General features: G+C 64.9%; 28 protein-coding genes. 16 read left to right on the top strand and 12 right to left on the bottom strand.

From position 1 onward, the window contains the following. Window positions 1-23: 23 nt before the first annotated feature. The 7 genes from J7643_00140 to J7643_00110 all read right to left on the bottom strand — a co-directional run bounded on the left by J7643_00140 (window position 24) and on the right by J7643_00110 (window position 7,154). Window positions 24-941 carry a ribose-phosphate pyrophosphokinase gene (locus J7643_00140; GenBank protein ID MBO9538983.1) on the bottom strand — a complete coding sequence of 306 codons (918 nt, stop codon included), beginning with the start codon at window positions 939-941 and terminating at the stop codon, window positions 24-26. Continuing rightward, entirely contained in the window at window positions 938-1,951 is a 1,014-nt protein-coding gene (locus tag J7643_00135) for a CapA family protein (protein MBO9538982.1), read from the bottom strand. Before J7643_00135 ends, J7643_00140 begins: the two co-directional genes overlap by 4 nt. 60 nt (window positions 1,952-2,011) lie before the next feature. Next, window positions 2,012-3,253: a zinc metallochaperone GTPase ZigA gene (gene zigA, locus J7643_00130; GenBank protein ID MBO9538981.1), complete on the bottom strand. Its 1,242-nt coding sequence runs from the start codon at window positions 3,251-3,253 to the stop codon at window positions 2,012-2,014. A gap of 11 nt (window positions 3,254-3,264) precedes the next feature. Further along, the gene (gene rpmB, locus J7643_00125) at window positions 3,265-3,507 is read right to left on the bottom strand and encodes a 50S ribosomal protein L28 (GenBank protein MBO9538980.1); all 243 of its coding nucleotides are present in this window, start codon (window positions 3,505-3,507) and stop codon (window positions 3,265-3,267) included. Window positions 3,508-3,623: 116 nt separating this feature from the next. Then, the gene (locus J7643_00120) at window positions 3,624-5,042 is read right to left on the bottom strand and encodes an ABC transporter permease subunit (protein ID MBO9538979.1); all 1,419 of its coding nucleotides are present in this window, start codon (window positions 5,040-5,042) and stop codon (window positions 3,624-3,626) included. Between the two features lie 4 nt (window positions 5,043-5,046). Continuing rightward, window positions 5,047-6,441: an ABC transporter permease subunit gene (locus J7643_00115; protein MBO9538978.1), complete on the bottom strand. Its 1,395-nt coding sequence runs from the start codon at window positions 6,439-6,441 to the stop codon at window positions 5,047-5,049. Continuing rightward, entirely contained in the window at window positions 6,429-7,154 is a 726-nt protein-coding gene (locus J7643_00110; GenBank protein ID MBO9538977.1) for an ATP-binding cassette domain-containing protein, read from the bottom strand. The genes J7643_00115 and J7643_00110 overlap by 13 nt, the downstream gene beginning before the upstream one ends. 137 nt (window positions 7,155-7,291) lie before the next feature. Between J7643_00110 and J7643_00105 the strand changes: the two genes are divergently transcribed. The 4 genes from J7643_00105 (at window position 7,292) to J7643_00090 (ending at window position 10,704) form a co-directional block, all read left to right on the top strand. After that, the gene (locus tag J7643_00105) at window positions 7,292-7,768 is read left to right on the top strand and encodes a transcriptional repressor (GenBank protein ID MBO9538976.1); all 477 of its coding nucleotides are present in this window, start codon (window positions 7,292-7,294) and stop codon (window positions 7,766-7,768) included. Window positions 7,769-7,852: 84 nt separating this feature from the next. Next, window positions 7,853-8,089, top strand: a complete 237-nt coding sequence (locus J7643_00100; GenBank protein MBO9538975.1) for a hypothetical protein — start codon at window positions 7,853-7,855, stop codon at window positions 8,087-8,089. After that, on the top strand, window positions 8,086-8,328 hold the full coding sequence (locus J7643_00095; GenBank protein MBO9538974.1) for a hypothetical protein: 243 nt from the start codon (window positions 8,086-8,088) through the stop codon (window positions 8,326-8,328). The genes J7643_00100 and J7643_00095 overlap by 4 nt, the downstream gene beginning before the upstream one ends. Window positions 8,329-8,418: 90 nt before the next feature. Further along, the gene (locus tag J7643_00090; GenBank protein ID MBO9538973.1) at window positions 8,419-10,704 is read left to right on the top strand and encodes a PAS domain-containing protein; all 2,286 of its coding nucleotides are present in this window, start codon (window positions 8,419-8,421) and stop codon (window positions 10,702-10,704) included. A gap of 4 nt (window positions 10,705-10,708) precedes the next feature. On the opposite strand, the gene J7643_00085 is transcribed toward J7643_00090, so the two are convergent. Both J7643_00085 and J7643_00080 read right to left on the bottom strand, forming a co-directional pair. After that, a complete protein-coding gene (locus tag J7643_00085) occupies window positions 10,709-11,140 on the bottom strand; it encodes a copper chaperone PCu(A)C (GenBank protein MBO9538972.1) in 432 nt (143 codons plus the stop codon). Between the two features lie 9 nt (window positions 11,141-11,149). Next, the gene (locus tag J7643_00080; GenBank protein ID MBO9538971.1) at window positions 11,150-11,728 is read right to left on the bottom strand and encodes an SCO family protein; all 579 of its coding nucleotides are present in this window, start codon (window positions 11,726-11,728) and stop codon (window positions 11,150-11,152) included. Between the two features lie 241 nt (window positions 11,729-11,969). Here J7643_00080 and J7643_00075 point away from each other — a divergent pair, with 241 nt between their 5' ends. Continuing rightward, complete coding sequence (locus tag J7643_00075; GenBank protein MBO9538970.1) at window positions 11,970-12,239, top strand: hypothetical protein; 270 nt, start codon at window positions 11,970-11,972, stop codon at window positions 12,237-12,239. Between the two features lie 49 nt (window positions 12,240-12,288). Here J7643_00075 and J7643_00070 read toward each other — a convergent pair whose 3' ends face one another. Next, the gene (locus J7643_00070; protein ID MBO9538969.1) at window positions 12,289-13,554 is read right to left on the bottom strand and encodes an arsenical efflux pump membrane protein ArsB; all 1,266 of its coding nucleotides are present in this window, start codon (window positions 13,552-13,554) and stop codon (window positions 12,289-12,291) included. Window positions 13,555-13,597: 43 nt separating this feature from the next. Here J7643_00070 and arsC point away from each other — a divergent pair, with 43 nt between their 5' ends. Further along, complete coding sequence (arsC, locus tag J7643_00065; protein MBO9538968.1) at window positions 13,598-13,951, top strand: arsenate reductase (glutaredoxin); 354 nt, start codon at window positions 13,598-13,600, stop codon at window positions 13,949-13,951. On the opposite strand, the gene J7643_00060 is transcribed toward arsC, so the two are convergent. Together J7643_00060 and J7643_00055 are read right to left on the bottom strand one after the other, a co-directional pair. Next, window positions 13,948-15,033 carry a hypothetical protein gene (locus J7643_00060; GenBank protein MBO9538967.1) on the bottom strand — a complete coding sequence of 362 codons (1,086 nt, stop codon included), beginning with the start codon at window positions 15,031-15,033 and terminating at the stop codon, window positions 13,948-13,950. The genes arsC and J7643_00060 overlap by 4 nt on opposite strands. Before the next feature lie 181 nt (window positions 15,034-15,214). Continuing rightward, entirely contained in the window at window positions 15,215-16,336 is a 1,122-nt protein-coding gene (locus J7643_00055) for a hypothetical protein (GenBank protein ID MBO9538966.1), read from the bottom strand. Between the two features lie 228 nt (window positions 16,337-16,564). Here J7643_00055 and hemE point away from each other — a divergent pair, with 228 nt between their 5' ends. The 10 genes from hemE to J7643_00005 all read left to right on the top strand — a co-directional run. After that, window positions 16,565-17,614 (top strand): uroporphyrinogen decarboxylase, encoded by a 1,050-nt coding sequence (gene hemE, locus J7643_00050; GenBank protein MBO9538965.1) that lies wholly within the window; start codon window positions 16,565-16,567, stop codon window positions 17,612-17,614. A 12-nt stretch (window positions 17,615-17,626) separates the two neighbouring features. Further along, window positions 17,627-18,538 (top strand): oxygen-dependent coproporphyrinogen oxidase, encoded by a 912-nt coding sequence (gene hemF / locus J7643_00045; protein ID MBO9538964.1) that lies wholly within the window; start codon window positions 17,627-17,629, stop codon window positions 18,536-18,538. 3 nt (window positions 18,539-18,541) lie between these two features. Continuing rightward, complete coding sequence (gene hemJ, locus J7643_00040) at window positions 18,542-18,976, top strand: protoporphyrinogen oxidase HemJ (protein ID MBO9538963.1); 435 nt, start codon at window positions 18,542-18,544, stop codon at window positions 18,974-18,976. 182 nt (window positions 18,977-19,158) lie between these two features. Then, window positions 19,159-19,671: a hypothetical protein gene (locus J7643_00035; GenBank protein MBO9538962.1), complete on the top strand. Its 513-nt coding sequence runs from the start codon at window positions 19,159-19,161 to the stop codon at window positions 19,669-19,671. 94 nt (window positions 19,672-19,765) lie between these two features. Beyond that, on the top strand, window positions 19,766-22,855 hold the full coding sequence (locus J7643_00030) for a PD40 domain-containing protein (protein MBO9538961.1): 3,090 nt from the start codon (window positions 19,766-19,768) through the stop codon (window positions 22,853-22,855). A gap of 156 nt (window positions 22,856-23,011) precedes the next feature. Beyond that, on the top strand, window positions 23,012-23,266 hold the full coding sequence (locus tag J7643_00025) for a hypothetical protein (GenBank protein MBO9538960.1): 255 nt from the start codon (window positions 23,012-23,014) through the stop codon (window positions 23,264-23,266). Between the two features lie 359 nt (window positions 23,267-23,625). Further along, window positions 23,626-23,781: a small, acid-soluble spore protein, alpha/beta type gene (locus J7643_00020; GenBank protein MBO9538959.1), complete on the top strand. Its 156-nt coding sequence runs from the start codon at window positions 23,626-23,628 to the stop codon at window positions 23,779-23,781. Between the two features lie 193 nt (window positions 23,782-23,974). After that, window positions 23,975-24,244 carry a hypothetical protein gene (locus J7643_00015; GenBank protein ID MBO9538958.1) on the top strand — a complete coding sequence of 90 codons (270 nt, stop codon included), beginning with the start codon at window positions 23,975-23,977 and terminating at the stop codon, window positions 24,242-24,244. A gap of 544 nt (window positions 24,245-24,788) precedes the next feature. Continuing rightward, window positions 24,789-25,745: a hypothetical protein gene (locus J7643_00010; GenBank protein ID MBO9538957.1), complete on the top strand. Its 957-nt coding sequence runs from the start codon at window positions 24,789-24,791 to the stop codon at window positions 25,743-25,745. Then, window positions 25,742-26,678: RNA-directed DNA polymerase (locus tag J7643_00005; protein ID MBO9538956.1), on the top strand; the 937-nt coding region annotated here is incomplete at its 3' end. The genes J7643_00010 and J7643_00005, both read left to right, overlap by 4 nt.

Here is a 26,678-nt window from a genome sequence, read left to right as displayed (position 1 = left end):
TGGCGCCAATGGGCAAGCCCGGCTCAACGCGTAGGCCCGAGGCAGCGCGCCAGAGCCTCGGCCAGCACGGGGGCGCTGGACACCACTTCGAACCCCGGCCAGGGGGTCGGCGTAAAGGGAATCGAATCGCTCACGACGAAGCGCCGGATACCGAGCGAACGGAGCAAGCCCTCGGCCTCTCCTGCCATGACGGGGTGGACCGCCGCCACGTCGATGGCGCTCGCGCCGTGCTGCCGAAGCTGGGCCGTGACCTGCTGGATAGTGCCGCCGGTCGTCACCATGTCGTCGACAACGAGCGCCTCCTTGCCCTCGATGTCTCCAAAGAGCTGGAGCACCCTCGGAGAGTCGGGCGCCAGGCGCTGCTTGAGGGCGACCCCGAGCGGAACGCCGAGCAGGCTAGCGACATGGCTTGCGCGCTTGATCCCGCCCGCATCAGGCGAGACGACGACCGTGCGGCGCGCGCTGGCTCCCGCGAAGCGGGATGCGAGCAGGCCAAGGGCACTGGCCTCGACCACCGGCACGGTGAAGAAGCCTGCGATCGCGGGGCTGTGCAGATCCAGGGTGACCAGGTCGGTAATGCCGCTTCCCTGCAAGAGATCGGCGACCACCCGGCACGGGATGGGCGCGCCCGGGTGGGCGAGGCGCTCGCCGCGTGCGTAGCCGAAATAGGGCACCACGGCGACGATCCGGACTGCTCCGGCGCGCCGGGCCGCATCCGCCATGAAGGCCAGCGTCAGGACGCGCGAGTCCACCGGCGGTGAGGTCGCTCCCACCAGCACGACGGGCAAACCCGCCAGCTCCTCGCCGAGCCGCACCATCCGCTCCCCGTCCGTGAAGCCCCCGAGCTCGGCCCTGCCCCGTTCAAAGCCCGTGGCCGGGGCCAGCGCCTCGACCAAGGCCTCCTGGCCCTCCAGCCCGAAGATCCACCCGCGGGGCATCATGGAGCCCCTCTCCCTTCAGAGGCCATCGAGAGCTCCAGGCCTTCCGGCGTCTCGCGCAGGGCCGTCTCGAAGGGGCGGCACCGGCTTTCCATCCGTGTACGGATGGCCTCGAACTCCGTGCCCTCAGCAAGGTCCACCCGGGCGAACCTCAAGCGAACGGGCAACATCCTGAGGCGATGGAGCGACGTCCCCCTCAGCTCGAGCAGGAACAAGAAGGACCAATCATTACGCAGGCTCGGATCAACCACGTAATCGTCCAGGAAGTCCCCCGCGTCGTACAGGATGAGGCCGTCCCCGTGGCGCTCCACCGCCTGGAAGAGGTGGGCGGAGTGCCCGTGAAGCACGTCGACGCCACAGGCGAGGGCCGCGTGCGCGAAAGCGCGAAAGTGCGCGGGGGGCTCGGTCACCATGTTCGGCCCCCAGTGAAGGGAGAGGACGACGAGGTCCGCGCCCTGGGCTCTGGCCGCCCGGACCACCCCCTCGATCCGCGCGAGGGTGGCTGAATCCGTGCCGATCGGCAGGTACTGGGTGCCGGGATGCTCGGGCCCGGCCGCAAAGGCGGGCTCATTGTCCGTCATCCCGATGACCGCGACCGAAAGGCCTTTCGCCTCGAAGAGGGCGGGGGTACGGGCCTCCTGCTCGTTCCGGCCGGCTCCCGCATGCGCGATACCCTCCGCGTCCAAGGAGCGGAGGGTATCGAGCAGACCTCTTTCCTCGAAATCGAGGGAATGGTTGTTCGCGAGGTTGACGCAGCGGATGTTGGCGGCCTTCAGGACCTGGGCGGCCCAGGGCTCGGCCCGGAAGTGGAAGACCTTGGGGGTACGGGCCCACGGCGCGGCGTGATCCGTCAGGGCGCACTCCAGGTTCGCGATCGCCGCGTCGGCCCGTTGCAAGCAAGGCAGCACCGTCCCCCACGGGGCCTCCGGGGGAAGCCCGCGGAGCGCCTCGTTGACGCCCCGCCCCAGCATGACGTCGCCCATGAAGGCGAGCGTGACCGTGCCAGCATCCATGACCGCCTCGCTCCCGCGTGCGCTTCGCGAGGTGGATCTTAGCCCCCCGAGGGGCGGGGCTCAAGAGACCGGCGCGGCGGCCTCCTCTTGCAGCACCTCTTCATCGGCGAGCTTCCAGAAGGGGAAGGGATCGGGCAATTGCTTCCAGGCCTCGGGCCCAAGCGCCATCTCCTCGTCGGTCAGCAGGCAAGCGTCGAGTTCCGCGGTCCAGGCGGCCTGATCCAGCTCCAGGCCAATGAAGACGAGCTCCTGGCGGCGATCGCCGAAGGGCTCCTGCCAATTGGCCTGGATCTGCGCGCGCAGCTCCGGATCCGCCGGCCAGTCCCCCTCGTCGAGGCTCTCGGCCCACCAGACGCCCATGGGCTCGAAGCCGCAGGCGGCACCCGCCTGGGACCACATCCCCACGAACGGCATCCGGCTCGCCAGCCAGAAGAAGCCCTTGGAGCGCAAGACCCCCTTCCACTCCTCCTGAAGCAGGTCGTTGAAGCGCTGGGGATGGAAAGGGCGCCAGGCCCGGTAGACGAAGGTCGAGATGCCGTACTCCTGCGATTCGGGCACCTCCTCGCCGCGCAGGGTCGCAAGCCAGCCGGGCGCACGCGAGGCCTTCTCGAAGTCGAACTTGCCCGTGTCCAGCACCGCCGCGAGGGGCACTTGGCCGCGCGCGACCCGGTGGATCTCGGCCGAGGGATTCAGGGCGCGGAGGATCCCTTCCAGGCGCTCGACCTCCGAAAGCGAGACCAGGTCCGTCTTGTTGATCAGGATGACGTCGGCGAACTCGACCTGATCGATCAAGAGGTCCACCACCGTACGCTCGTCGGTCTCGTCGAGGGCAGCACCTCGGTCCGCCAGGTAATCGCTCTCCTCGTAATCCCTGAGGAAGTTGAGGGCGTCCACCACCGTCACCATGGTGTCGAGGCGAGCGATCGACGAGAGGCTCTGGCCCTCGTCGTCGGTGAAGGTGAAGGTCTCGGCGACCGGGACGGGCTCCGAGATGCCGGTGGACTCGATGAGCAGGTAATCGAATCGTCCCTCATCCGCCAATCGCTTGACCTCGACGAGCAGGTCCTCGCGCAAGGTGCAGCAGATGCAGCCGTTGGACATCTCGACGAGCTTCTCCTCGGTGCGGTTGAGGCTCGCCTCGCCTCCGCGCACCAGGGCCGCGTCGATGTTCACCTCGCTCATGTCGTTGATGATCACGGCGACCTTGTAGCCCTGACGGTTGTGGAGGACGTGGTTGAGGACGGTCGTCTTGCCGGCGCCGAGGAAGCCCGAGAGGACCGTGACGGGAAGTCGCTTGGTCATCCTGCTTCCTCCTAGCGACGCAAGAGGGCTGGGTCGGCCCCGTAGCGGCGGATGGTCTCGCGCAGGCCGTACTTGCCGATGGTCTTCAGGACCTCGGTCGAAACGCGCAGGCGCACGTAGCGCTTCTCGTCGTCTAGAAAGAAGCGCTTCCACTGGAGGTTGGGGTTCTGGACGCGCTTGGTCTTGTGGTGGGAGTGGCTGACGGCATTGGCCGTTCGGGGCTTCTTGCCCGAGATCATGCACTGCTGGGCCATGGGGGGCTCCTTTCACGAGGGATAATTAAAGCAATAATATTGCAATTTCATGGCAAGCATAGCCGCAAAAAGGCCGCCCGTCAAAGGGGCGGCCTGGAAAGGACGGGAAGCTGGTGTCAGGAGCCGGTCTGGGCCTTGAGCGGGTAGCGCCGAAAGGCCAGGAGGGCGAGAGCCGCGATGAAGAGGGCCTCGAGCAAGAAGCCGCCGAGGGCCTGGGCGACAGGGGTGACCCGCTCGGCGAAGCGGGGCTCCTCGAAGCGCAGGCGCGGTAGCTCGGCGTAGGCGGGAGGACCATCCTGGCCGTCGATGATCCGCTGCTCGGCCTGCAACTTGAGATCCCACAGGTAGCGATTGAACGCCGCCAGCACCGTCCGGTGGCGTTCGGGGTCGGTGCCTGCGAGCACCGAGGCGAGCTCCTGATAGGCATAGGACGGCGAGAGGCGCGCCCCGAGGGCGAAGGTTCCGTTCCAGCGCGAAAGGGTGCCCTCGTAGTCCGCCACGATGGCGTCGAGCTGCTTGCGGTGGAAGGCGTAATACGAGAGCTTGAGCTCGGCGGTCGCCTTCGCGTCCGGCCGCTGGCCCCCGTGGGCGTCCTTCCACTTGCCGAACTCGGCCCGGTAGTAGTCCTTGGAGGCGTCGAGGGCCTTGGAAAGCTTCTGCTCCAGGGCGACCGGCGCGGGCAGCGGGTGCATGCGGTTGGCCGTTGCCAGGGCGACCTTGGGCAGGGCGATCGCAAGCAGCAGCCAGACGCCCGCGAGCACCACGAAGCTCGTGGCCGAGCGGCGTACCGAGGCCGAGACCGCCACCGCGAGCAGGCTCCAGAGGGCAAGGTAGAGCAGCGAAGCGAAGAAGAAGGCCCCCACCCGCGCGAGGTTCTCGGGCGTGGATGCGATCGCCCCCAGCGCAAGCAGTGCCCCGAGGCCCATGAGCAGTGGCAGCCCCAGCACCAGGCCGAGGGCCCCGAGGGTGCCGAGGGCTTTGCCGAAGATGAAGGTCCCGCGCCCGATGGGGTTCGCGAAGTGGAGGGCGAGGGTGCCCCGCTCGCGCTCGCCCGACACCGCATCGAAGCCGAGGGCGAGGGCTGCGAGGGCTCCAACGAGCGCGACCAGACCCGCAAGGTCCAGGCCACCGAGCAAGGTCCCGAGCGGCGAGAGGTCCGCCTTTCGGCCGTCCAGCTCGCGCAGGTGGAAGCCCGTCGGGATCGCCCAGGATCCCGCGAGGTCGTCGATCCCGCCCGAGAGGGCCCGCGCGGGGGCGGGCGGCTTCTGGAGCAAGAGCGGATTCTCGACGGCCATGTAGACCGGGCGCCAATCCCCTTCCGGGTAGAGGCCCACCCAGCGCTCGTAGGCGTCTCGGGCGACGGAGGCCGAGGCCTGGTGGCTCTCGACGGCCGAGCTGGCAGCGAGGGTGCCCGACCAGACGGCGAGGAGCACGAGCAGGGCCCAGAAGATCGCAAGGAACGTCCCGCGCGGGGCGAGGGCGGCCTCTTGGAACTGGCGGCGCGCGATCACGCGCATCACGGCAAAAGCGGTCATCGGCTCATCTCAGATCGTAGCGGCGCATGCGCCAGGCGGCGAAAACGAGGGCGGCGGCGAAGAAGCCCAGGAGCAAGGCAACCCGCGAGGCCTCCTTGCCGAAAAGCGCCGCCGGGGCGAGCTCCTCGAAGTTGAAGGCCCCGATGGAGGCGTAGTCGGTGAAGGTCTCGATGCCCTGGTCCTCCATGGCGTCGAGGCGGCGGATGAAGTCCGCCCGGTAGGTGTTGGCCTGGGAGATGAAGGCCGCATGCCGCTGCCAGTCGGTCCCGGCGAAGGCCGAGGCAAGCTCGAAGTACAGGGCGGTGGGGGTCAGGACCGAGAGCCTGCCGAGGCGCGCGAGTTGCCCTTCACGCCAGGCGGTGAGGGGAGCTTCGGCGCGCGAGCGGGCCTGGGCGGCCTGGGCGTCGATGTGGTCGCGGATGGCGGGCGTCCCCTCGGTCTGGACGAAGGCGCTGGCCGAAGCAAGCTCGCCGCGCGCGGCGGCGGCCTCGACGAGCTTGCCCTGCTCCTGGCGCAGGCTCACCTCGGCGACCCGGACCTCGAGGCGCGCGGGTGCGGTCAAAGGCGGCGGCGAAGTGAGCTCGGCGATCGCCGAGAGGGTGCGCGGCGCCACCGGCACCAGCACCACCCAGAGGGCGATCGCCCCGAGCACCGCGGGGGCCAGGCGGCTCGAAAGCACCGAACACACGACGCCGAGCCACACCCAGAGCGCCAGATAAACCGCCGAGCAGAAGGCGAAGGCCAACAGGCGCCACCCCCAGCCCCCGCCCAGCGGAACCCCGCCGGTGACGAACCAGGCGATAGGCGCCGAAAGGCCCACCGCGAGCAAGAAGGCCGTGGTGTGGGCCGTGCCCTTGGCCAAGAGCCACCGACCCCGGCCCAAAGGGTTCGAGAAGAGCAGGCGCAGAGTTCCGCGCTCCTTCTCGCCCGCCACCAAATCCGCCCCGAAGAGGGCCGCAAGCAGGCTCAGGACCACCCCGACCACGAAGGCCGCGTCGAGCCCGCCCACCGCCTGAGCGATGGGCGCATCCCCCGCGCGCGAACCGACCACCGGCAATACCCGGTGGGCGTCGGTAAAGACGTGGCCGCCGAGGGCCGCCTCGGCCCCTTCGGCCAGAGCACCGAGAGGGGCTGCGGGCTTGGTGATGAGCACGGGGAAATGCGCGGCCGCGTGGGGATTCTGCTCGCCCTGTTCGAGCCAGGCGCGGCGGTTCTCGGCCTGGGCTTCGGCCTGGCTCTTCGCCTGCTCGCGGACGCGATCGCCACCCTGCGCGAAGGCCAGGGCGAAGAAGCAGAAGGCGAGGACGAAGAGCAGCGCCGTGCGCGGGTGCCGCAGCTGTTCACGCAGCTCGTGGCGCAAGACGGCCGCCGCCGCGGCCCAGTCGCTCATCGGGCGCATGCGGCCTCCTCGCGCTGGGACATGGTTTCGAGGTACAGCCGCTCGAGATCCACCTTGCCGATCTCCTCGGCATCCAGCTCACGGACCAGCTTGCCGCGCCGCATGATCCCGATGGCATCCGCCAGGCTGCGGGCGCGGAACAGGTCATGGGTGCTCATGAGCACCGAGCGGCCCTCGGCTTTAAGCGCACGGATCGACTCGGCGAGCTCGGCCGATGCCGAAGGGTCGAGCCCCGAGAAGGGCTCGTCGAGGAAGAGCACTCGCGCATCCTTGGCGAAGGCGATCGCAAGGCCGCACTTCTGACGCATGCCCTTGGAGAAGAAGCGCACGTGACGCTCGAAGGCATCCTCCTGCAGGCCCGCCTTGGCGAGCGCCGCGTGGGCCTCGGTCTTGGTGAGCTTGCGCCCGGCCAGCTCCGAGAAGTACTGGAGGTTCTCGCGCGCCGAGGCGTAGCCGTAGAGCATGACGTTCTCGGCGACGTAGGCGAGGTAGCGCTTGGCCTCGGTAGGACGCGCGGCCACGTCCACCCCGCAGACCCGCGCCTCGCCGCCGTCCGGCTGGATGAAGCCCAGGAACATGTTGATGGTCGTGCTCTTGCCAGCACCATTGCCGCCGAACAGGGCGTAGACCTGCCCGGGCTGGACCGTCAGGTTCAGACGATCGAGGGCCGTGTGGGCGCCGTACCGCTTCGTCAGATCGATGGCTTGGATCATGGGGGCTGCATCCTCTCGCGCGTCGCCTTGTCTTGCAAGACTCTTGCAATTTCAGAAGCAACCGTACGAGATTCCACGATCGGCGTCAAGGCGCCTTGCAGCGCGGCTCTGCTATACTCGGAGGCGAGGAAGAAACCATGCCCACCTACGCCGAAAGCGCCCTGCAGATCCTGAAGGCTCGCGGCTACCGCATCACCAAGCCACGCCGTCGCGTCGTCGAGCTCCTGGAGCAGAACGACACCTCGCTCTCCCCCTACGAGATCAAGGATCTCCTGGACGCAGCAGGCGAGCACGTCGACACCGTCAGCATCTACCGCATCCTGGAGTGCCTCGAAGAGAACCACCTGGTCCACCGGGTGCTCACCACGGGCAAGGTCCGCCGCTGCGACCTCGAAGCCGACGAGCACTGCCACCTGGACCAGCCCGACCACTGCCACCACAACCTGGTCTGCCGCGCCTGCGGCGCCATCGAAGAGCTCCACTGCCCCGGCCTCTCGACCCTCGAAGCCGAGCTCTCGAAGCGTGCGGGCTTCCGGATCGAGGCGCACCACCTGGAGTTCACGGGCCTGTGCGGCCGGTGCGCCACCTCGGGCGCCAAGTTAGCCAAAGCTTAATCGACTTACCAATCACCCTTAAGAAACTCTCCCGGCGCAGGGCCGGATAGACCTCTTGTCCGGTATTTACGAGGAGGTCAACCAATGAGCAGCGTCAATTCCATCATGGTCAACATCCGCTCGCTGCTGACCGCCTCGTCGGCCCTCAAGGCGGGGGGCGCCGCCCAAGAGCCCGTCCAGACCTCGCTCAACCTCGCGGCCATGAACCCCGCGAACCCGGCCACCGCCGCCCAGGTGATGGGCTGCAACTGCTCGGTCAACCCCAGCGGCCTGAGCCCGGCCGAGATCGCCGCCGCTCAGGCTAAGAACGCCGGCAAATGAGCACCCCCTGCTTCGAGGTCGTGATCGACCACAACGCCCCCGATCACGGCGCGCAGATGGCGCGGGCCACGCGCGACCTCTTCGCGTGGGCCAAGCAGCAAGGCTGCCTCCAGGTGACCCGCGAGGAGCGAGAGCTTCGCCCCGGGGTTCGCCAGCTTCGCTTCTGCCTGGACCCCAAGGGCCGGGCGCGCCCCGCGTCGGGCGACACGCTGGTGCTGAGCCGCAAGCCCCAAGCGTGACGGGGCTTTCCGTTTCTTCTGACATTTCTATCGAGACTCTCCCGTGCTAGCCTGAGCTTCGTCTTCCTCCGCTAGGGGAGAGTGCTCGACATGGCCCTGCTACCACGGCTCTCCTTCAACCCGTACGACTGGCCGCTACAGCGCACGCTGGTGGTCCTCTTCCTCCTGATCGCGACCCTCTCGCTGTTGCCGCTCTCCCTGCTCCACGCCTCCAACACGCGGCAGGAGCTCGAGCGCCAGACCCGCGAGCGCATGCTGATCGCCGCCCGGGACACCAGCACCGAGCTCGAAGCCTACCTCGATCGCTTGCTCGCGCACGCGTGCTTTCTCGCCACCGAGCAGCCCCGGATGCGCGCGCTGCTGCTTGGCAAGGACGAGCACTCCCCGACCGAGAGCCCCATGGTCGAGCGGATCCGCAAGCGCTACGGCTACCACGGCATCGCCGCCCTGCGGCCGGACGGCACCCCCCTCTGGCAAGTCGGCACGGACCTGCGGCCCTGGCGCGACGCCTTGGCCCCGGCCCTGCGCAAGGCCAGCGCCGGCCAGGCAACGCTCTCCGACATGCTCAAGGACGCGCAGGGGCGGCCGGTCGCGCTGGCCGCCGTGGCCCCGGTGCGGCGCACGCCCAATACGCCGCCGAGCGCCCTCTTGGTGCTGCTCGACTCGCCCGACGCCCTGCGCCGGATCGTGGCGCACGACCGCGCGAGCATCGGCGCCCACAGCTTCGGCGCCCTGCTCGACCATGACCTGACGCGCCTGATCCACGGCGCCGATCCGCGCCTCGAAGGCCTCAAGCCCCACGCCCTGCCCGAGAATTTCGAGCGCATGCGCGAGCGGCCCCTGACCCCCCACTTCTACCGGGCCCAGCTCGCGCACGACCACGCACCGGGCTTCGGCATGGTCGTCTTCCTGCGCACCATGCCCTGGAGCTACTCGCTCCTGGTCCCCGAGTCGTACTACATGGCCCCCATCTGGCGCGCGCTGCACCAGGACGCCCTCCTCTTCCTAGGGCTGCTGCTCTCCTTGGGGGTGCTCGCCACCCTCATCGGGCGCTGGTACCTGCGGCCCGTCGCCGGCCTCCAGGCGACCGCACTCGCGTGGCAGCACGGTCAGCTGGACGCCCGCGCCTTGCCGAGCGGCCGCAACGAGATCGGCCTGCTCGGCCAGACCTTCAACCAGATGGCCGACCAGCTCCAGGGCTACACGCGCAACCTCGAGGAGATGGTCGAGGCCCGTACCCGAGAGCTGGTGCAGCTCAACGAGGTGCTGCGCGATCGCGAGCGCCGGCTCATCCAGGCCCAGGGCATCGCACAACTCGGCAGCTGGGAGTGGGAGATCGAAACAGGGCGCGTCGCCTGGAGCGAGGGATACTACCTCATCACGGGCAAGGACCCCGCAAGCTGGGCCCCCTCGTTCGAGCACTTCCTGCAGACCGTCCATCCGGACGACCGCGACCGGGTCGATGGGGCGATGCAGGCGGCCCTGAAGGGGGAGGCGAGCTACGACCTGGAGTTCCGGCTCGCCGAGTCGCCCGACGGCATCCGGACCATGCACGCGCAAGGCGAGGTCCTCCGGGATCTCGAAGGGCACCCCCTTCGCATGTACGGCTTCATCCAGGACATCACCGAGCGCAAGCGCCTCGAAGACGAGCTGCGGCGACGCTACGAGGGCCTCAAGGAGCTCGATCGCCTCAAGAACAACTTCATCAACGCCCTCACCCACGAGCTGCGCACCCCGCTCACCGCGGTGCTCGGGTACGCCGAACTGCTCGAGGACGAGGCGGGGGGGCCCCTGAGCCGCGAGCAGCGCGACTTCATCCACGAGATCCAGCGGGGCGGCAAACGCCTGGAGTCCCTGCTCAACGACCTCTTGGACTTCGTGCGGATCGAAGCCGGGAGCTTTCACCTCAGCCTGGCCGAGGCCGACTTCACGGCCCAGGCCCGCGCGGCCATCGACGAGCTTACGCCGCTCGCCGCCGAGACCGGCGTCACCCTCAAGGGGCCCTTGCCCGACACCCCCGTGACCCTGTGCATGGACGCGCGCCGGATCAAGCAGGTGCTCTCCAAGCTGCTCTCCAACGCCATCAAGTTCTCCCCGGCCCAGGGGGTCGTGGAGGTGCGGGTCCAGCGCGAGGGGGCCTGGCTACGCTGCGAGATCCAGGACCAGGGCGAGGGGATCGCCCCGGAGGATCAGGCCGACATCTTCCAGCGCTTCGTGCAGCTCGAAGGGGGCGTGCGCAAGGGCAAAGGCGCAGGGCTCGGCCTGAGCATCAGCAAGGCCCTGGTCGAGGCGCACGGCGGCGCCATCGGGGTCATGAGCGCATGCGGCGCGGGCAGCACCTTCTGGTTCACCCTGCCCCTCGTCCCGGAAGGCTGAAGCCTCAGCCCTGGACCTTGCGGACGGGAACTGAAAGGCGCAGCTCGGTGCCGCCCCGGAAGACGAAGGTCATGGGCACCGTCTCGCCGTCGCGCAGGGGACGCTTCGGGTCGTAGATCATGAGGTGGGCGCCGCCCGGCACCAGCTTCGCCGTGCCCTTGGCAGGAATCTCGAGGAAGGGGATGGCCTGCATCCGCATCACGCCGCCGCGCATGGCCATGGTGTGGATCTCGACCCGATCGGCCACCTCGGTCTTCACCGCCACCAGCGCGTCGGGCTCAGCGCCCGCGTTGCGGAAGGTGGCGTAGCCCGCCAGGACCCGCGCGGTGGGGGGTGCCTCGCGGACCCAGGGGGCCTCGACCTTGAGGGGGCCGGCGGCCAGAGCGGCGGGGGCCCAGAGGGAAACCAAGAGCGTCGCGAGGGCGAGACGTTTCATGACAGGCTCCTAGGAAGCGAGTTGCAGGGTCTTGCGGAAGGCCCCCGGCGGCAGCGGGGTGAGGAAGCGGCTCTGGAGGCGGCCGTCAGGGTCGAGCACGAAGAAATCGAGCGAGTGGTTGATCTCGTAGCCCTGGCCGGACTTGCCGGGGGTCTTCTCGTACTGGACGCCGAAGGGCTTGATCACCGCTTCCAGCTGAGCGCGCTCGGGCCTGAGGCCCACGAAGGTGGGATTGAAGTAGGGCACGTAGCCGGCAAGCAGCTTGGTGGTATCCCGCTCGGGATCCAGGGTGACGAGCGCCACCTGGACCTTCTCGGCGTCCTTGCCGAGATCCTTCATCTCCTTGGCGATCTCGGTGAGGCCGGTGGGGCAGGCATCCGGGCAGCCCGTGTAGCCGAAATAGACGATCAGCCACTTGCCGCGGTAACTGGACCAGCTCGCGGGCTTGCCGTGGTGGTCGGTCATGGGCACGTCCGCGAGCGGCGCCGGGCCCTGCGGCAGCAGCATGCTGAAAACGGCCGCCAGCGCGATCGCACCGGCGAAAAGCCCCCCAACAAGCCAAGTCCACGACAGCTTGAGCCCTGCCATTCCCGTGTCTCCTTCGTTTACGGGCGGCTGCCTGCCGCCAACCAACAGTCTATCGGGCTTCCAGCCGCCCGTCGAGTAAGATGGTGCGGCCTGCTGAAACTTCATCAAATCCTTGGTCATCGTTGGCTTTCGCTTCGATGAAAGCAGAGGCAAAGTGAAGGGGTCGGGGGTGGTGTGTCACCCCTGGTTCCTTGCTCGGCCCCGGTGAACCCGAGAGCCCCCGAGAGAAGAGGAGGACCTCGTGAAACGCATCGCTCTGATCGTCACCCCGTTGATGGCGCTTGGCCTCATGGGCGCTGGCGCGGCTTACGCCACTCCGGATCACAATGGCCCCATGACCCTCGCCGCCCAAAACGCCAAGCACAAGAGCTCCACCACGACCACGACCACGACCACCAAGAAGACCCACAAGAAGGCGGCCCCCAAGGGCGGCGGCGGCGGCACCATGAAGCACGAGAAACAAAAAGCCCAGAAACACAAGACGACGCCGCCCGCCAAGAAACCCATGTAGCGCTTCCAGGGCATCACGTGAAGTGAGGCGGAGTGCGCTCCGCCTCACTTCACGCTATGAGCCAAGCAGCCAGGAGACCCAGGACCAGGACCGGCGGGGTCAGGCGCAGGGCGTAGCGCATGTACTCACCCCAACCGACATGGAAGCCCTTGGCCCCCAAGAGCCCCATCCAAAGCAGGGTGGCGAGCGAGCCGTATGGGGTCAGCTTGGGCGCCACGTTCGCGCCCACCACGCTCGACGCGATGGCCGCAGGAGTGGCGACCTCGGGCACCTGGCCGAAGCTCAGAAGGCCGAGCAGCAAGGCCGGTAGGTTATTGAGCCCCGCCGCGAGGGCCCCGATGGTCCCGCCCACGGCGAGCGGGCGCAAGCCGGGTGCAGCCGCAAGCCACGCTTCGGCGAGCAGGTGCTGTCCGCCCGTTCGGGCGACGGCCTCGACCATGACGAAGAGGCTCAGGGCGAAGACCGGGACGTGCCACGGGGTCAAGCGCGGCAGGTCGACGACCGCAAGCTCCCCCGAGGCGAAACCCACCGCGAGCAAGCCCAGGGCCACCGCCCCCACCACCGCGCAGACCGGCCAGTGGAAGACGTGGGCGAGGCAAAAGCCGAGGCCGAGCGCGGCAAGGGCCGTCCAGCCGGCCGCGAAGACCAGCCCCTTGGGGCGCGGGGCCACAGCCGCCGAGAGGGGCAGGCGCTCGGGCACATGCGCGCGGAAGGCCAGCCAGCCGAAGCCCAGCGCGGCGAGGCCCAGCACCAGGCTCGGGACGGCCATCAGGCGGGCGTATTCCCCGAAGCCGAGGCGGAAGTAGTCCGCCGCCATGATGTTGGTGAGGTTGCTCGTGACCAGGGGCGTGCTCGCAACGTCGATGAGGAAGCCCACGGGGAAGAGGAAGGCGTAGACCTGGGCGCGCGTCGCGCCGCTCTTGAGCAACAACTCGGCGTAGATGGGCACCAGGATCAGCATGGCCCCGTCGTTGGCAAGCACCGCGGTGGTCGCCCAAGCGAGCAGCATCAGGCCCCACCACGCCCGCGTGCCGCTGCCGCCGCTCGCGAGCGCGATGCGCCCGGCGCACCAGCGGAAGAAGCCCCCGCGATCGAGCACCAGCGAGATCATCATGAGCCCGAGCAGGGTGAGGGTCGCATCCCAGACCAGGCCCCACACCGTCGCGATCGCCGAGGGCGGGGTCAGCCCCGTCACCAGCAGCACGGCAGCCCCCGCCACGGGGGGCGCCACCACGGGCAAGCGAAACGGCCGCCAGACGATGAGCAGGATGCAGAGCGCAAGCAGCGCCGAAGACAGGTAGAAAGCCGGGTTCATACGGGTTAAGATTCTCTCGTTCTACTGGAAAGGAGCAACCATCGTGTCCGACGTCGTCATCTACCACAACCCTCGCTGCAGCAAGAGCCGCCAGGCCCTCGCCCTCGTCGAAGAAGCGGGCGTCACCCCTTCGGTCGTCAAGTACCTCGACACCCCGCCGAGCGCCGAGGAACTGGACGCCATCCTGAAGAAGCTCGGGATGGAGCCCCAGCAGCTGATGCGCACCGGCGAGGACCGGTACAAGGAGCTGGGCCTCGGGGCCAAGACCCTCTCGCGCGAAGAGGCGATCGCGGTGATGGTCGCGAACCCGGTCCTCATCGAGCGCCCCATCGTCATCAAGGGCGACAAGGCCGTCGTGGCGCGCCCGCCCGAGCGCGCTCAGGAACTGCTCGGCTAGCGCGCCGCTCCCTGCACCGCCCGGGTCTCAGTCACCACTTGCCTGAAGGCTTCGAAGCCCGGCTTGAGACGGCCCTGGGCGGTCATGAGGCCGAAGGTCCCCTCGGTCGGATAGAAGGGGATCTTCGGCGGGTCCATCAGCTCGTAGAAGACCCCGAAGAGGAAGCGATCCTTGAGCGGGGAGGCTGCGATGGTGTTCAGCATGGCCCGGGTCGACTCGGCGGTCCAGCGCGCCTGGCGCTGTTCGCCGAAGGCCGTGAGGCAGCCTGTCTCGCAGATGGCCCCTTCCTTGCCGTAGCGCTTCATGACGCCCTCGATGTGGGCGAGGCCCGGCCAGGCGCTCCAGTCGTGCAGGTGCGAGTAATTGCCCGGGTAGAAGTCGTAGCCCACCACGTCGATGGAGGGCGAGGCCTCCTGCATGACCCGCTCCAGCTCGTCGTGCCAGGGGATCGAGAAGGTATCGCAGACGTTGATCACCGTCTTGACCTTCCAGCCGGGGCGCGCGGCCTTGAAGCGATCGATGACGACGCGGGCCTCGTTGAAGACCCGAGAGTCCAGCTCGCGGGGGATCGGATCCAGGATGGTGTTGAACTCGTTGCCGAGCTGGTAGTAGCTCACCCCCGGCCCCAGGGCGTCGACGGCGGCCTCGACGTAGGCGCGGTAGCGCGCGAAGAAGGCGTCGGGGTCCCGCTTGAGCAGTTCGATCGCCCAGCCGGGGTAGTTGCCCAGGTTCACCTTGACCGCCATGCCGCGCGAGAGACTGCCCTCCACCTGAGCGCGTATGGTTTCGAGCACCTTGGGGTCGAAGGGCGCATCCGCCGTGGGCTGCAGCTTGAACCATGGGGCATCGAAGCGCAGCAGGCCCACCCCCAGCTGCTGGGCGGCGTCCATCTGGGCGGCAGGCGCGATCGCGCCCTCCGTCTCGTCCGAAGGGTGCCAGCTGATCCCCCAGGCGAAAGCCTTCGGGATGTCGGCAGAGAGGGCAGGGGGCGGCGGCCAGAAGGGGTGATAGGCGAGCGTCGCGAGCACCGCCACGGGCGTCAGGCCAAGGATCGCCCGCCGGGGCCATTTCGAACCGAGCACAACCTTCCCTTTCCAAGACAACAGCGATAATTGCTAGGCAATCATACGCCAAAAGGCCCGAGAGTTCGAACTCTCGGGCCTTTTGGATTCGGAAGGGGGCTAGAGCGTCTAACGAAACTGTTCCTTCAAGCCGCCCACGGCGGCCACAGGTCGTAACATGCCTGGTTTTGTTAGATGCTCTTTAGTCGGCGTAGGACTGGCGCAGCTCCTTGAGGTCCTGGAGCTCCTCGCGGGTGGCCTTGAGCTCGCCCTTGAGGCTGCGGATGCCCGCCTCGAGCTCGGCGATCTTGTCGGCGATCTCCTTGGCGTCCTGCTGGCGAGACGCGATGGCGTCGGCCAGGATCTCGTCGCGCAGGCCTTCCAGGTCGTTGATCTTGCGCTCCAGGGTCGCGATGTTCTTCTGGGTCTTGTTGATCTGGGCGTCGGTCTGGGAGATCTGGCCCTTGGTGTCCGAGATCTGGCCCTCGACCTTGTCCTGCTTGCGCAGGAGGCGCTCGATCTGCTGCTGGGTGAGGTTCAGCTCGCCGATCTTGGCGTCGCCCTTGGTCTCGAGGCGGGTGCGCTTGACCTGCAGGAAGTGGTTCTCGAGGCCGTTGAGGGCCTGCTGGGTGTTGGTGTCGACCAGAGCGTACTCGGTCTTGTGCAGCAGCTCCTCGGCGCGCTGGGTCTTGTTGGAGGCCGCCTCGCGCTTGGCGGCGGAGAGCTCGCCGTCACCGCGGGCCGTCTCGGGCAGGGTCTTGAGGTACTGCTCGTAGTTCTTGGCGCCGTTGGCCTCGTCGTAGAAGGTCCGGTGCTGCTTGGAGAGCTGGGCCTCCTTGGCGAGCAGGGCGTCCTGCTCGGTCTTGAGATTGCCGATGCGGCCGTCCACCATCTCGAGCTGGTCGCAGATGGCGTTGATCTCGGCCTGGAGCTGGGCCTTCTCTTGCTTGGCGCCCTTGATCTCGCCCTTGAGCTCGGTGGCCTGCTGCACCTTCTCGGCGAGCACTTCCTTGAGTTCGGCGCGCTCGCGGTGAGCTTCCTTCAGCTCTTCCTGGTTGCGGCCGAGGGCCTTGTTGAGGGTGCCGATCTCCTTGTCGATGCGCAGCACCTGGTTCTTGACCGAGGAGCCGGACGCCGACGGGGCGTCGGTCGAAGGCCGCGAGCCAGTGGACGGCAGCTTGAAGTCGTAGCGATCGCCGCGGACCGGGCGCGCCGTCTCGGGCTCCGGGGCGGCTTCAGGCTTGGGGCGCTGCTGCACGCCGCCCTGCAAGGAGGCCCAGTTGATGCTGTAGAGCTTGCCCTGCGATCCGTTCGCCTTATCCATCGGAATCCCCTCCTGAACGCGCCGCCGGGTGGCGGCTGTCTTTCCGTCATGTCTATCGGACGTCCTAGCGTAAATCTTGCGCGCTGGTCGGCGCAAGATCCGTACTTGGCACGGACCCAGGCCGGTAGGCGCTTGATCTGCGGCCATGGTAGACTGGCCTAATCACCTGGCCCCTTCGCGCCCGGCCTCCGGTGCGCCCCAGCATAAGGATTGACGAAGGAACCCACCATGGAAAACAACTCGACCGAGCATCGCCTCATCCGCGCCGCGCGCCGCCTTCCCAACGATCGGCCCCCGGTCTGGATCATGCGTCAGGCGGGCCGTTACATGGCCGAGTTCCGCGCCATCCGCGCCAAGGTGGACTTCCTCACCCTCTGCCGCACCCCGGATCTGGCCGCCGAGGTCACCATGCAGCCCATCGACAAGGTCGGGGTGGACGCGGCGATCATCTTCTCGGACATCCTCATCCCCCTGACCCCCATGGGGATGGACGTCTACTTCGACGACAAGGGCCCCCACCTGGGCAACCCCATCCGCACCCTGGCTGACATCGACCGCCTGCGCATCCCCGTCGCGGCCGAGGAGACTCCCTACACCGGCGAGGCCCTCAAGCTCACCAAGCAGGCCCTCGGCGGCCGCCTGCCGCTCATCGGCTTCGCCGGTGCGCCCTGGACCCTCGCGGCCTACATGGTCGAGGGCGGCGGCTCCAAGAACTACAGCCACATCAAGGCCCTGATGTACCGCGAGCCCGCGGCCTTCCACCGCCTGATGGACAAGCTCGCCGACACCCTGATCGACTACCTGCGCTACCAGATCGCCTCGGGCGCCGACATCGTCCAGATCTTCGAGAGCTGGGGCGGCTACCTCTCGCCCGAGGACTACCGCACCTTCGCCCTGCCCGCCACCAAGAAGATCATCGAAGGCGTCCAGGACATGGGCAAGCCCATCATCCTGTACATGAACGGCGCGGGCCACGTCCTCGAAGACCTGGCCAACTCGGGCGCCGACTGCGTCGGCATCGACTGGCGCGTGGACATCGCCGACGCCTTCAAGCGCATCGGCGATCGCGTCGCCATCCAGGGCAACATGGACCCCTGCCGCCTCTACGGCAGCCCCGAGACCATTCGCGCCGAGGTGCGCCGTATCGCGGCGGCGGTGGGCGATCGCCCGGGCCACATCTTCAACCTGGGCCACGGCATCCTGCCGGACGTGCCGGTCGAGCACGCGCAGGCCTTCGTCCAGGCCGTCAAGGAGCTCGCCGCCTCTCCCGTCGCGTAACCGGAGCCACCCATGAGCACGACCACCACCACGACCCAAGCGGTCAAGGCCTACCTCCAGGGCCTGCAGGCCGACATCATCGAGCACATTGAGGGCATCGACGGCGGCCGCTTCCTGCGTGACGCATGGGAGCGCCCCGAGGGCGGCGGCGGGCTCACCTGCCTGATCGAGGGCGGTGACGTCATCGAGCGGGGCGGGGTCGCCTTCTCCCACGTCTTCGGGACGAAGATGCCCCCCTCGGCCACGGCCCACCGGCCGGAGCTCGTCGGAGGGTCGTGGGAGGCCATGGGCGTCTCCTTGGTGCTTCACCCGCGCAACCCCTACGCGCCGACGGTCCACATGAATGTGCGCATGTTCTCGGCCACCAAGCCGGGCATGGATCCCGTCTGGTGGTTCGGCGGCGGCATGGACATGACCCCTTACTACGGCTTCGAGGAGGACGCGGTCCACTTCCACCAGCAGTGCCGCGACGCGCTTGCACCCTTCGGCGAGGACTACCACCCGCGCTTCAAGAAGTGGTGCGACGACTACTTCTACCTCAAGCACCGCAAGGAGCCGCGCGGGATCGGCGGGATCTTCTTCGACGATTTCGCCGACCAGGACTTCGACTTCAGCTTCGCTTTGATGCAGAGCGTGGGCGACCACTTCCTGGGGGCCTACGCGCCCATCCTGGACCGCCGCAAGGACACGCCGTACGGCGAGCGCGAGCGCGACTTCCAGGCCTATCGTCGTGGCCGGTACGTCGAGTTCAACCTGGTCTGGGACCGGGGTACCCTGTTCGGGCTCCAGTCGGGTGGGCGCACCGAGTCGATCCTCATGTCCATGCCCCCCATGGCGGCGTGGCGCTACGACTGGCACCCCGAGGCGGGCAGCCCCGAGGCCAAGCTCTACACCGACTTCCTCATCAGCAAGGATTGGATCTAATCGATGCCCGTTTCGCTCTACCTCTGGGTCAAGGCCATCCACGTCATCGCGGTCATCGCCTGGATGGCGGCCATGCTCTACCTGCCCCGGCTCTACGTCTACCACGCCATGGAGACCGACCAGACGGTCATGGACCGCTTCCAGGTCATGGAGCGCCGCCTGCTGCGCGCCATCATGAACCCGGCGATGATCGTGAGCCTGCTCGCGGGTCTCGCCATGATCGGCATGAACCCCGCCCTGCTCAAGATGCCCTGGTTCCACGTCAAGCTGACCATGCTCGTCGGCATGTTCGCCTGCCACGGCATCTACTCGGCGGCGCGCAAGAAGCTCATCGCCAACCCGCACTACAAGTCGGACAAGTACTTCCGGATCCTCAACGAGGTCCCCACCCTCCTGATGATCATCATCGTCATCATGGTCATCGTCCGCCCTTTTTAAGCTGATGTAACCGCCCCCTGAATCCCCCTGCCCCCTGGCGGGGCGGGGGCGGGGGTGGGGGGTCTAATTCGCTCCGAGTCCCCCAAAGACTTGACCCAAACTTAATCCGAGAATGAGAATGTCGCCCGCTCGCGCGGGCGACAACTTCATGGTCACCTTTCTCGTTGCCACGGAGAACCGCAATGGACGTCGGAAGCATCGGCACCGCCCCTACCCCCACGCCCCGCAAGACCCCTCAGCCGACCCCCGTCCAGGCAGGCACCACCACCGCCACCATGCCCTCGGACAGCCTCTCGCTCAAGAGCAAGGCCCCCGTCCTGGCGCTCCCCGCCCTGACGGCCGGCCAGCAATTCAAGATGCAAGGCGAAGCCAAGGGCACCGAGTTCGGCGGCACCGCCACGGTCAAAACGCGCAACGACAGCCTGCTCGAAATGTCGCTCAACGCCCAGGTCCTCTTCTTCAGCAAGAAGATCGACCTGCGGATCGAATCGCGCCCCGACGGCAGCATCAAGGCGGCGGCAACCCAGCCCGGCGAAGACAAGCCCCTCTTCGACGGCACCTTCAAGCTCGTCTCCCAGAAGGACGGCAAAGCCATCCTCAAGGACGCCGACGGCAAGAACGCCACCATCACCCAGCACGCGAACGGCGCGCTCTCCATCCAGCTCGACACCATCAAGCTCGACCTGAAAGCCTGACAGGCGGCGCCTGTTTCGTTCACGGTTCACCGGGCATAATAAACCGGCTCATCCCGACGGGGTGGGCCGGTTTCGCGTTCGCTTGGAGAGGTCGATGAAGAAGTTACTCGCTGCCCTGGCCTTCACCGTTGGGCTTGGCGCCCTCACTGCCCCGGCCTTCGCCGCCACCAGCTTCGAGCCAGGCATCGAATGGAAGACCCTCGAAAGCGATCACTTCCGGGTCAACTACCCGCCCGGCCTCGAGCAGCTCGGCCGTCGCGCCCTGGCTTACGCCGAGGACGCCCACAAGAAGCTCGCCCCCTACATGGGCGTCAAACCCTACGAAAAGACCGAGATCGTCTGCTTCGACACCTACGACGACACCAACGCCAACGCGAGCAACTATCCCCACAACCGGATCATGCTCAACCTGCACCCGCCCTCGCCCGACTCGGGCTTCGCCATGGGCCGGTACGACGACTGGATGCGCTACGTCATCCTCCACGAGTACACCCACATCCTGCACATCAACGCGACGCCCTGGGAGCTGGCGCAACTCAACGCCATCCTCGGCCAGCTCTTCTTCAGCAACGTGCAGCTCCAGGGCATCCCCCGCTCGCTGACCGCCTACATCCCGCAGCTCATGATGGAGAGCCCCCGGTTCATCACCGAGGGCTGGGCCGTCACCACCGAGTCCAAATTCACCCCCGGCGGCCGCGCCAAGGAGGGCGACCTGGACATGCGCCTGCGCATGGCGGCCCTTGCCGGCAAGCTGTACGGCATCGACCAGGTCAACGGCTCCTACGAGCTGGAGTGGCCCGCAGGCGGCAACGAGTACGACTACGGCACCTCCTTCTTCCAGTACCTGGTCGAGACCTACGGCGACGACAAGCCTGCCGCGATCCTGCGCGCGCTGGGCCGCGCCCCGTGGCTCGGCATCGACTTCGCCGTCGGCCAGGTCATCCCCGGCAAGAACGGCAGCACCATCTGGAACGAGACCATGGCCTGGCTCAAGCAGCGGAGCGATCGCCAGCTCGCCCAGATCAAGGAGCACCCGCTCACCGAGGCCCGCGCCCTGACCGCCTCGGGCCGCCACCACCACCATCCCCGCTGGCTGCCGGATGGCTCGATCACCATCACCGAATCGTACAAGGGCAAGGGCTCGGCCCTGGTCAAGGTCGCCACCGGTGAGAAGCCCGCCATCACCCGCCTCTTCGGCAAGGCCGCCATCGGCGACGCGGTACCGACCACGGACGGGCGCTACATCTACTACGCCGCCCAGGGGGACGATCGCTTCGCGAGCTACTCGGACCTCTACCGCTTCGACACCACCACCCGCCAGGTCAAGCAGCTCACCACCAACCGTCGCGCCGCAGAGCCCGCCATCTCGCCGGACGGCAGCCGGATCGTCGCGGTCACGACCGCCGAAGGCAGCAACTACCTGGTGCTCTTCGACGGCGAGGGCAAAGAACTCAAGCGCCTCACCAATCCGACCGCCGAGGCCACCTACGCGAACCCCAACTGGTCGCCCGACGGCAAGCGCCTGGTCGTCTCTCGCTGGAAGGGCGGCCGCTACAACCTCGTCGAGCTGAACCCCGAGACCCTCGCCCAGAAGGAACTGACCTCGGGGGATGCCCTCGACTTCTACCCGGCCTACACCCCCGACGGCAAGTACGTGACCTTCACCTCGGACCGCAGCGGCGTCTTCAACCTCTACGCCCTACGCCTCTCGGACGGTACGCTCAAGCGCCTCACCAACGTCATCGGCGGCGCCTTCGACGGCCGGGTCTCGCCGGACGGCAAGCAGCTCGCCTTCATCGACTACGACGCTGCGGGCTACGACCTCAAGGTCATGCCCTTCGCCCCCGACAAGGGCATCCCGATGGCCATGAACGAGGCCTACACCAGCGACTTCAAGGGCCGCTTCGTCTCGCGCGTGACCCCGGCCCCCACGCAGGTCGAAATGGACTTCGCCCTCTCGGCCACCCCCCGGCCCTACAGCCCGTGGCCGACGCTCGCCCCGAACAACTACCTGCCCTTCGCCGCCATCAACCAGTTCGGCGCGCAGGCGGGCTTCGCCACTCACGGCCGTGACGTGCTCTACCAGCACTTCTACTACCTGTACGGCGGCGGCTACGTCACGGGGATCCCGGCGCTCGCCGGTCACCCGTACCTGGGCTTCACCTACCAGAACGACCAGTGGATGCCCTCGCTCTCCATCGAGTACAGCAAGGGTCCCTCGCCCAGCCTGTACGGGGTCCTGAACAACGCCCCCGTCTACCTCTGGCAGGACCAGCAAACGTTGAACCTCCAGGCGCGCATGCCGGGCATCCCCACGCCGCTCATCGGGTCGAACTGGGTGACGGGCGACAGCGTCGTGATGGGGCTGCGCACCGTTCACAACCAGAACTACATGCTCAGTGACGCCAACCTGAAACAATTCAGCGAGATCCCGGCAGGCACCGCCGTTCCCGCCTCGCCCATCGTGCAAAACGGTGGCCTCTCGAACAGCGTCTACGCCATGTACCAGAAGGCGAACAACTTCCGCCGGACCTACGGCGTGAGCCCCGAGGGCGGCTCCATCTCGACACTCGGTGCCGAGGTCGGCGTCCCGGTGCTCGGCGGCTCGACCAACTACCAGCGGGTGTGGGGGGACTACCGCCAGTACGTCTCGCTGCCCTGGACCCACCACGTGCTCGCCGTGCGTGGCCTGACGGGCCTGAACTTCGGGCAGAACGGCGGCCAGTTCACGGTCGGCGGCTGGGATGCGAGCAACCGCATCCTCAACCAGATGGACCTGACGGCAGCGACCGACGTCTTCACCAGCCGCGTGGGGCTCAGGGGCTACGACGCGGTGCTCGCCAACACCGGCAACCAGATCGCCGTGCTCAGCGCCGAGTACCGCTTCCCGATCGCCGAGGTCAACCGCGGGCTGTGGACCCTGCCCTTCTACCTGGACCGGGTCTACGGCGCGGTGGGCTACGAGGCCGCGAACGTCTGGGCCTCGCCCTTCATGTCGGACGGCGCCTTCCGCTTCGATCGCACCCTGCACGGCGCCTCGCTCGAACTGCGCAGCCAGCTGAGCCTGTGGCGGTACATCAAGACCGACATGCGCCTCGGCGTGGCCCAGGGCCTCAGCACGCCCGCAGGCGGCTTCGTGAACCCCTCGACCCAGTTCATCTTCGGGTTCGGGAACGCGTTCTAGATCGTTCGGCGCAAGGATCCGCGTGCTCCCCACGCCGGCGAGCCATTCGTGCAGCACACGTCTTAGGGGCTAAAAGGCACGGCCAGCGCTTTACGTCGTGTCCTTCTGGAGGCAGAATCGTCTCGCCAACGAGACCTGTTCGGAAGGAGGCATCCCATGGCAGAACGTCGCGGACACGGACACCCCGAAGGCGAAGGTGAAATGACCGTCCGAGAAGCCGGACAGAAGGGCGGCGAGACCGTCAAGGAGAAATACGGTCCCGAGTTCTACTCGGAAATCGGACAAAAGGGCGGCGAGGCCGTCAAGGAGAAATATGGCCCCGAGCACTACTCGGAAATCGGCCACAAGGGCGGCCAGAGGGTCAAGGATCTGATCGAGAAGGGCGAAGAAGCAGAGGGACGGGGGAAATAAGCGCTTCCCTCGCTGTTTGGGCCCCTTATCCCTTGGTTGGGCAAGGTCTGCCCAAAACAGACAAGAGAAGGCCTCTGAATCTCCGCCGATCGGAAACCCTTCGGCTTGCGTGCGTCTGCGGACCCGAGGCCACCATAACGACCGCATCTGGCGCCCACAGAAGCAGGCAAACCCTCCGTTCCTGGCGAGACCGTGTTGACCTTCCCTCAAAACGTAGCGAGGCTCCGCCTGAAATTCAGGCGGAGCCTCGCTGCGCGCAATGAGATAGCCGGATGCCAAAGAGCGCCTCTGCCTTTACTTCAAGCGCGGCGCTACTAGAATAACCGTGCGCCATTGGCGCTACCGGAAAGGAGCAGGAAATGGCTGAGCGTGACACCGAGAAACGTTCGAGCGAAAACCAAGAGTTCAAGGGCGAGATGACGGTTAGGGAAGCTGGGCAAAAGGGCGGTGAGCGGGTCAAGGAGCTCGTCGAAGAAGGCAAGGAGCAAGAGCAAGGCAAAGGTCGCCAGCAGTGATGGCAACGTGACCGTTTCGCAAAGAGCATCCCTGTTCGATATCAGGGATGCTCTCTTTTTGAGCAGAAAAGCATGACAGGTGTGCAAATTAGCGTGTATTTCGGACAATTAAGGCTTGAACGACGCTTTACCTCCCGAAGCCCGGGAGGCAGGATGGTCTTGCCAACGAAACCCAAGCGAAAGGAGGGAAACCATGGCAGAGCGGCGTGATCGTGAACATCGTGAGCCCGAAAAGGGCAAAATGACGGTCAGCGAGGCTGGTCATAAGGGTGGTGAGACCGTCAAGGAGAAGTACGGTCCTGATTTCTACTCCGAAATTGGGCACAAAGGTGGCCAGAAGGGCGGCGAGGCCGTCAAGGAGAAGTATGGCCCCGAGTTCTACTCGGAAATCGGCCACAAGGGCGGTCAGAAGGTCAAGGAATTGATCGAGAAGGGTGAACAGGCAGAGGAGAAGGGCAAGTAGCGATCGCTGCCTGAAGCATCGACTTGACTATCCAAGCGGCCTGCACAATGTGCGGGCCGCTTTCATGCGACCACATCACGCATGCTCGCTTGTAAAAAAGCACTTTAGTGCATTACATACGGTCGCTAGAGGTTGTCGGGAACGGGCTTCAGCACGGCGTCTTCCTAGATCGGGCATCGACGCCATGCTCTCGGGCTACGCTCGCCCAGATAACGAAAAGGCGGAGGGCTCCCCTCGCACTTTTCGGCCACTACAAGGAACCTCTTTTAGATCTTTAAGAAAATATGGGACAAGCTCAATGAGCTTGCTTTTCTGCAATGGAAAATCGTCCTTGTTGACTTGATGTCAAATATGCTCGGATTTTCCACTTTTGCTTGCACCGATTTATTGCATTAGGGTCAAGCTGCTATCACCCATCTCCTGAAACCCTACGACTAGCGGCCAATCCCGACAGGGATTATAATAATATTTTCATCACTCAAAGTCACAAACCAAATCCCAGCATTCTATATCAAGAGACAAATACTTCAACAAGGACTACCTAGTGACAACCGAAGAAGGCCGACTCCTGGAAATATCTCAGATCCCTGCCGATCTCTGGGATGCTACTCAGAATGCAATACGACTGCCTGACGTATTGTCAGCCGCATATAAATCGTTAATCAATCAACATGGACTTATTGACTTATCCAGCAGACAAAGAGGCTCTGAAGCTCCTGTCGGCGGCCTTAGTAAATCAGAAACCGATCGACATTTTGCTCAAGCTTTCGATGGATCGGCTGCGCGAGCGCAACTTGCGTTGCTAGATCCAAAACGCGAAGTAACACCGACTTCTGAAGTTTTCTTGCTAAGCCTAACAGGAAACTCGTTAACACTAACAGACGTACCCTGTGGGGCTGGTGCCGCAGCATACGCGCTTCTTACTACCATTGCACAACTTCGGAAAGCATCCATTTTACCTAGGGAGCCACTAGATGTAAAGTTAATCGGTGGGGAGCTCTCCTCCTACGCAAGAACTTATGCGAGTGAAATGCTCGAGCTTATTAGAGATGAGCTCCTGGATCAAGCAATCACCGTTCAAGAGTTTTTTTTGGAATGGGATGCGACTGATCAAATTAGCACAGCAGACTTAATAAAAGAGACAACTCACCACAGATCAGACAGAAATCTTTTAATAGTAGCAAACTTCAATGGCTTCTTGATCGAACAAAGAAAATATAAACACGCAAAGCCACAGCTCGATAATTTATTTCTATTTTCTTCTGGACCAAACAGCTCTGCATTATGGATTGAGCCCGCAAAAAATACCGCTATAAAGAAGGGCGGCATATTACCCAATATTGCTGAAAATATAAACAACACCTGGAAAAAATTCGCAAAATTCTTCCCGGGCTACAAAGGTGAAGCTCCTACAACAATAGCTCGATTTATTGACCCAATTTTCGAAGAAAAAACCCACAGACTTACACTAGCAGTTCTCCCATTGAGTCTTGAACGATGAACAACACCTACGAAGCAAGCCATATCTCAGTAAAAGCCATAAACCAGTATAGAGGTCGAGACATATTTCCATATATCTCGCTACGGTATTATCTTTACAATAGTGCTACCCGAAGTTCTCGATGGGCACAAGATGCTGCCGTAAAAATGGTAATAAGTCGTAGTAGTACTCCATATTTTCGCTCAAAGCACTACAAGGAACTTGATACTTCTAGCGAAATTGTCTACCGAGACATATACCTTCCTGGAGCAAATGAAGCATTAGCTGAAGCAAGTCTATTAGATGAATGCTCAAAACATCCAGGTATATTTTCTAACCACCCATCAGTATTTAGTTACGAGTTAACAAAATCAACAGATTTATCTGGTATTTATTTGCCATTCATGTCAGGCGTAATAAAAAGACATAGTACTATTTCGTCAATTTGTTCCAATAATACAGAATTCCGAGTACATACTGTCGATATAAAGCGATTTTATCCGAGTATCAGCCATGAATTGGCAGTCTCTGCCTGGGATCACCACGCCAGACTTGCTGGATTTGATGTATTTCGCGATCTGGGAAATAAAATCATCACAGACTACCGAAACTCCTCACATTCTGGAGACAATGGAATACTAACTGGCCCAATGTTTAGCCATCTCATCGCAAATCTTGTTCTGCGAGAGTTTGATGAGTACTGCTCAACGAAACTTCCTGCTCATTATATTCGCTATGTAGACGATATCTCGCTTATAGGAACTCAACAACAAATTGACCACTCAATAAATATAATAAAATCCAAACTTGAATCTCTTGGTTTCCACCTTCACGACAAGAACAAAGCAAATAAAAATATCCTCGTTTCCGCCGAAGAGTGGTTAAGCTGTGCGAATATAAATAATAGTAATCATATTAGCACCCAATGGATGAAATTAATTTTCGGAATTAAGC

Source organism: bacterium, assembly GCA_017744355.1.
Lineage (GTDB): Bacteria > Cyanobacteriota > Sericytochromatia > S15B-MN24 > UBA4093 > JAGIBK01.
Note: the sequence above shows the minus strand (reverse complement) of the source record. Positions and strands in the feature narration are given on the sequence as shown.

Bases quoted from the DNA above. Each gene is read 5' to 3' on its own strand.
- J7643_00140 (MBO9538983.1), bottom strand. From the start codon at position 941: ATGATGCCCCGCGGGTGGATCTTCGGGCTGGAGGGCCAGGAGGCCTTG.
- J7643_00135 (MBO9538982.1), bottom strand. From the start codon at position 1,951: ATGGATGCTGGCACGGTCACGCTCGCCTTCATGGGCGACGTCATGCTG.
- zigA (MBO9538981.1), bottom strand. From the start codon at position 3,253: ATGACCAAGCGACTTCCCGTCACGGTCCTCTCGGGCTTCCTCGGCGCC.
- rpmB (MBO9538980.1), bottom strand. From the start codon at position 3,507: ATGGCCCAGCAGTGCATGATCTCGGGCAAGAAGCCCCGAACGGCCAAT.
- J7643_00120 (MBO9538979.1), bottom strand. From the start codon at position 5,042: ATGACCGCTTTTGCCGTGATGCGCGTGATCGCGCGCCGCCAGTTCCAA.
- J7643_00115 (MBO9538978.1), bottom strand. From the start codon at position 6,441: ATGCGCCCGATGAGCGACTGGGCCGCGGCGGCGGCCGTCTTGCGCCAC.
- J7643_00110 (MBO9538977.1), bottom strand. From the start codon at position 7,154: ATGATCCAAGCCATCGATCTGACGAAGCGGTACGGCGCCCACACGGCC.
- J7643_00105 (MBO9538976.1), top strand. From the start codon at position 7,292: ATGCCCACCTACGCCGAAAGCGCCCTGCAGATCCTGAAGGCTCGCGGC.
- J7643_00100 (MBO9538975.1), top strand. From the start codon at position 7,853: ATGAGCAGCGTCAATTCCATCATGGTCAACATCCGCTCGCTGCTGACC.
- J7643_00095 (MBO9538974.1), top strand. From the start codon at position 8,086: ATGAGCACCCCCTGCTTCGAGGTCGTGATCGACCACAACGCCCCCGAT.
- J7643_00090 (MBO9538973.1), top strand. From the start codon at position 8,419: ATGGCCCTGCTACCACGGCTCTCCTTCAACCCGTACGACTGGCCGCTA.
- J7643_00085 (MBO9538972.1), bottom strand. From the start codon at position 11,140: ATGAAACGTCTCGCCCTCGCGACGCTCTTGGTTTCCCTCTGGGCCCCC.
- J7643_00080 (MBO9538971.1), bottom strand. From the start codon at position 11,728: ATGGCAGGGCTCAAGCTGTCGTGGACTTGGCTTGTTGGGGGGCTTTTC.
- J7643_00070 (MBO9538969.1), bottom strand. From the start codon at position 13,554: ATGAACCCGGCTTTCTACCTGTCTTCGGCGCTGCTTGCGCTCTGCATC.
- J7643_00055 (MBO9538966.1), bottom strand. From the start codon at position 16,336: ATGGATAAGGCGAACGGATCGCAGGGCAAGCTCTACAGCATCAACTGG.
- hemE (MBO9538965.1), top strand. From the start codon at position 16,565: ATGGAAAACAACTCGACCGAGCATCGCCTCATCCGCGCCGCGCGCCGC.
- hemF (MBO9538964.1), top strand. From the start codon at position 17,627: ATGAGCACGACCACCACCACGACCCAAGCGGTCAAGGCCTACCTCCAG.
- hemJ (MBO9538963.1), top strand. From the start codon at position 18,542: ATGCCCGTTTCGCTCTACCTCTGGGTCAAGGCCATCCACGTCATCGCG.
- J7643_00035 (MBO9538962.1), top strand. From the start codon at position 19,159: ATGGACGTCGGAAGCATCGGCACCGCCCCTACCCCCACGCCCCGCAAG.
- J7643_00030 (MBO9538961.1), top strand. From the start codon at position 19,766: ATGAAGAAGTTACTCGCTGCCCTGGCCTTCACCGTTGGGCTTGGCGCC.
- J7643_00025 (MBO9538960.1), top strand. From the start codon at position 23,012: ATGGCAGAACGTCGCGGACACGGACACCCCGAAGGCGAAGGTGAAATG.
- J7643_00020 (MBO9538959.1), top strand. From the start codon at position 23,626: ATGGCTGAGCGTGACACCGAGAAACGTTCGAGCGAAAACCAAGAGTTC.
- J7643_00015 (MBO9538958.1), top strand. From the start codon at position 23,975: ATGGCAGAGCGGCGTGATCGTGAACATCGTGAGCCCGAAAAGGGCAAA.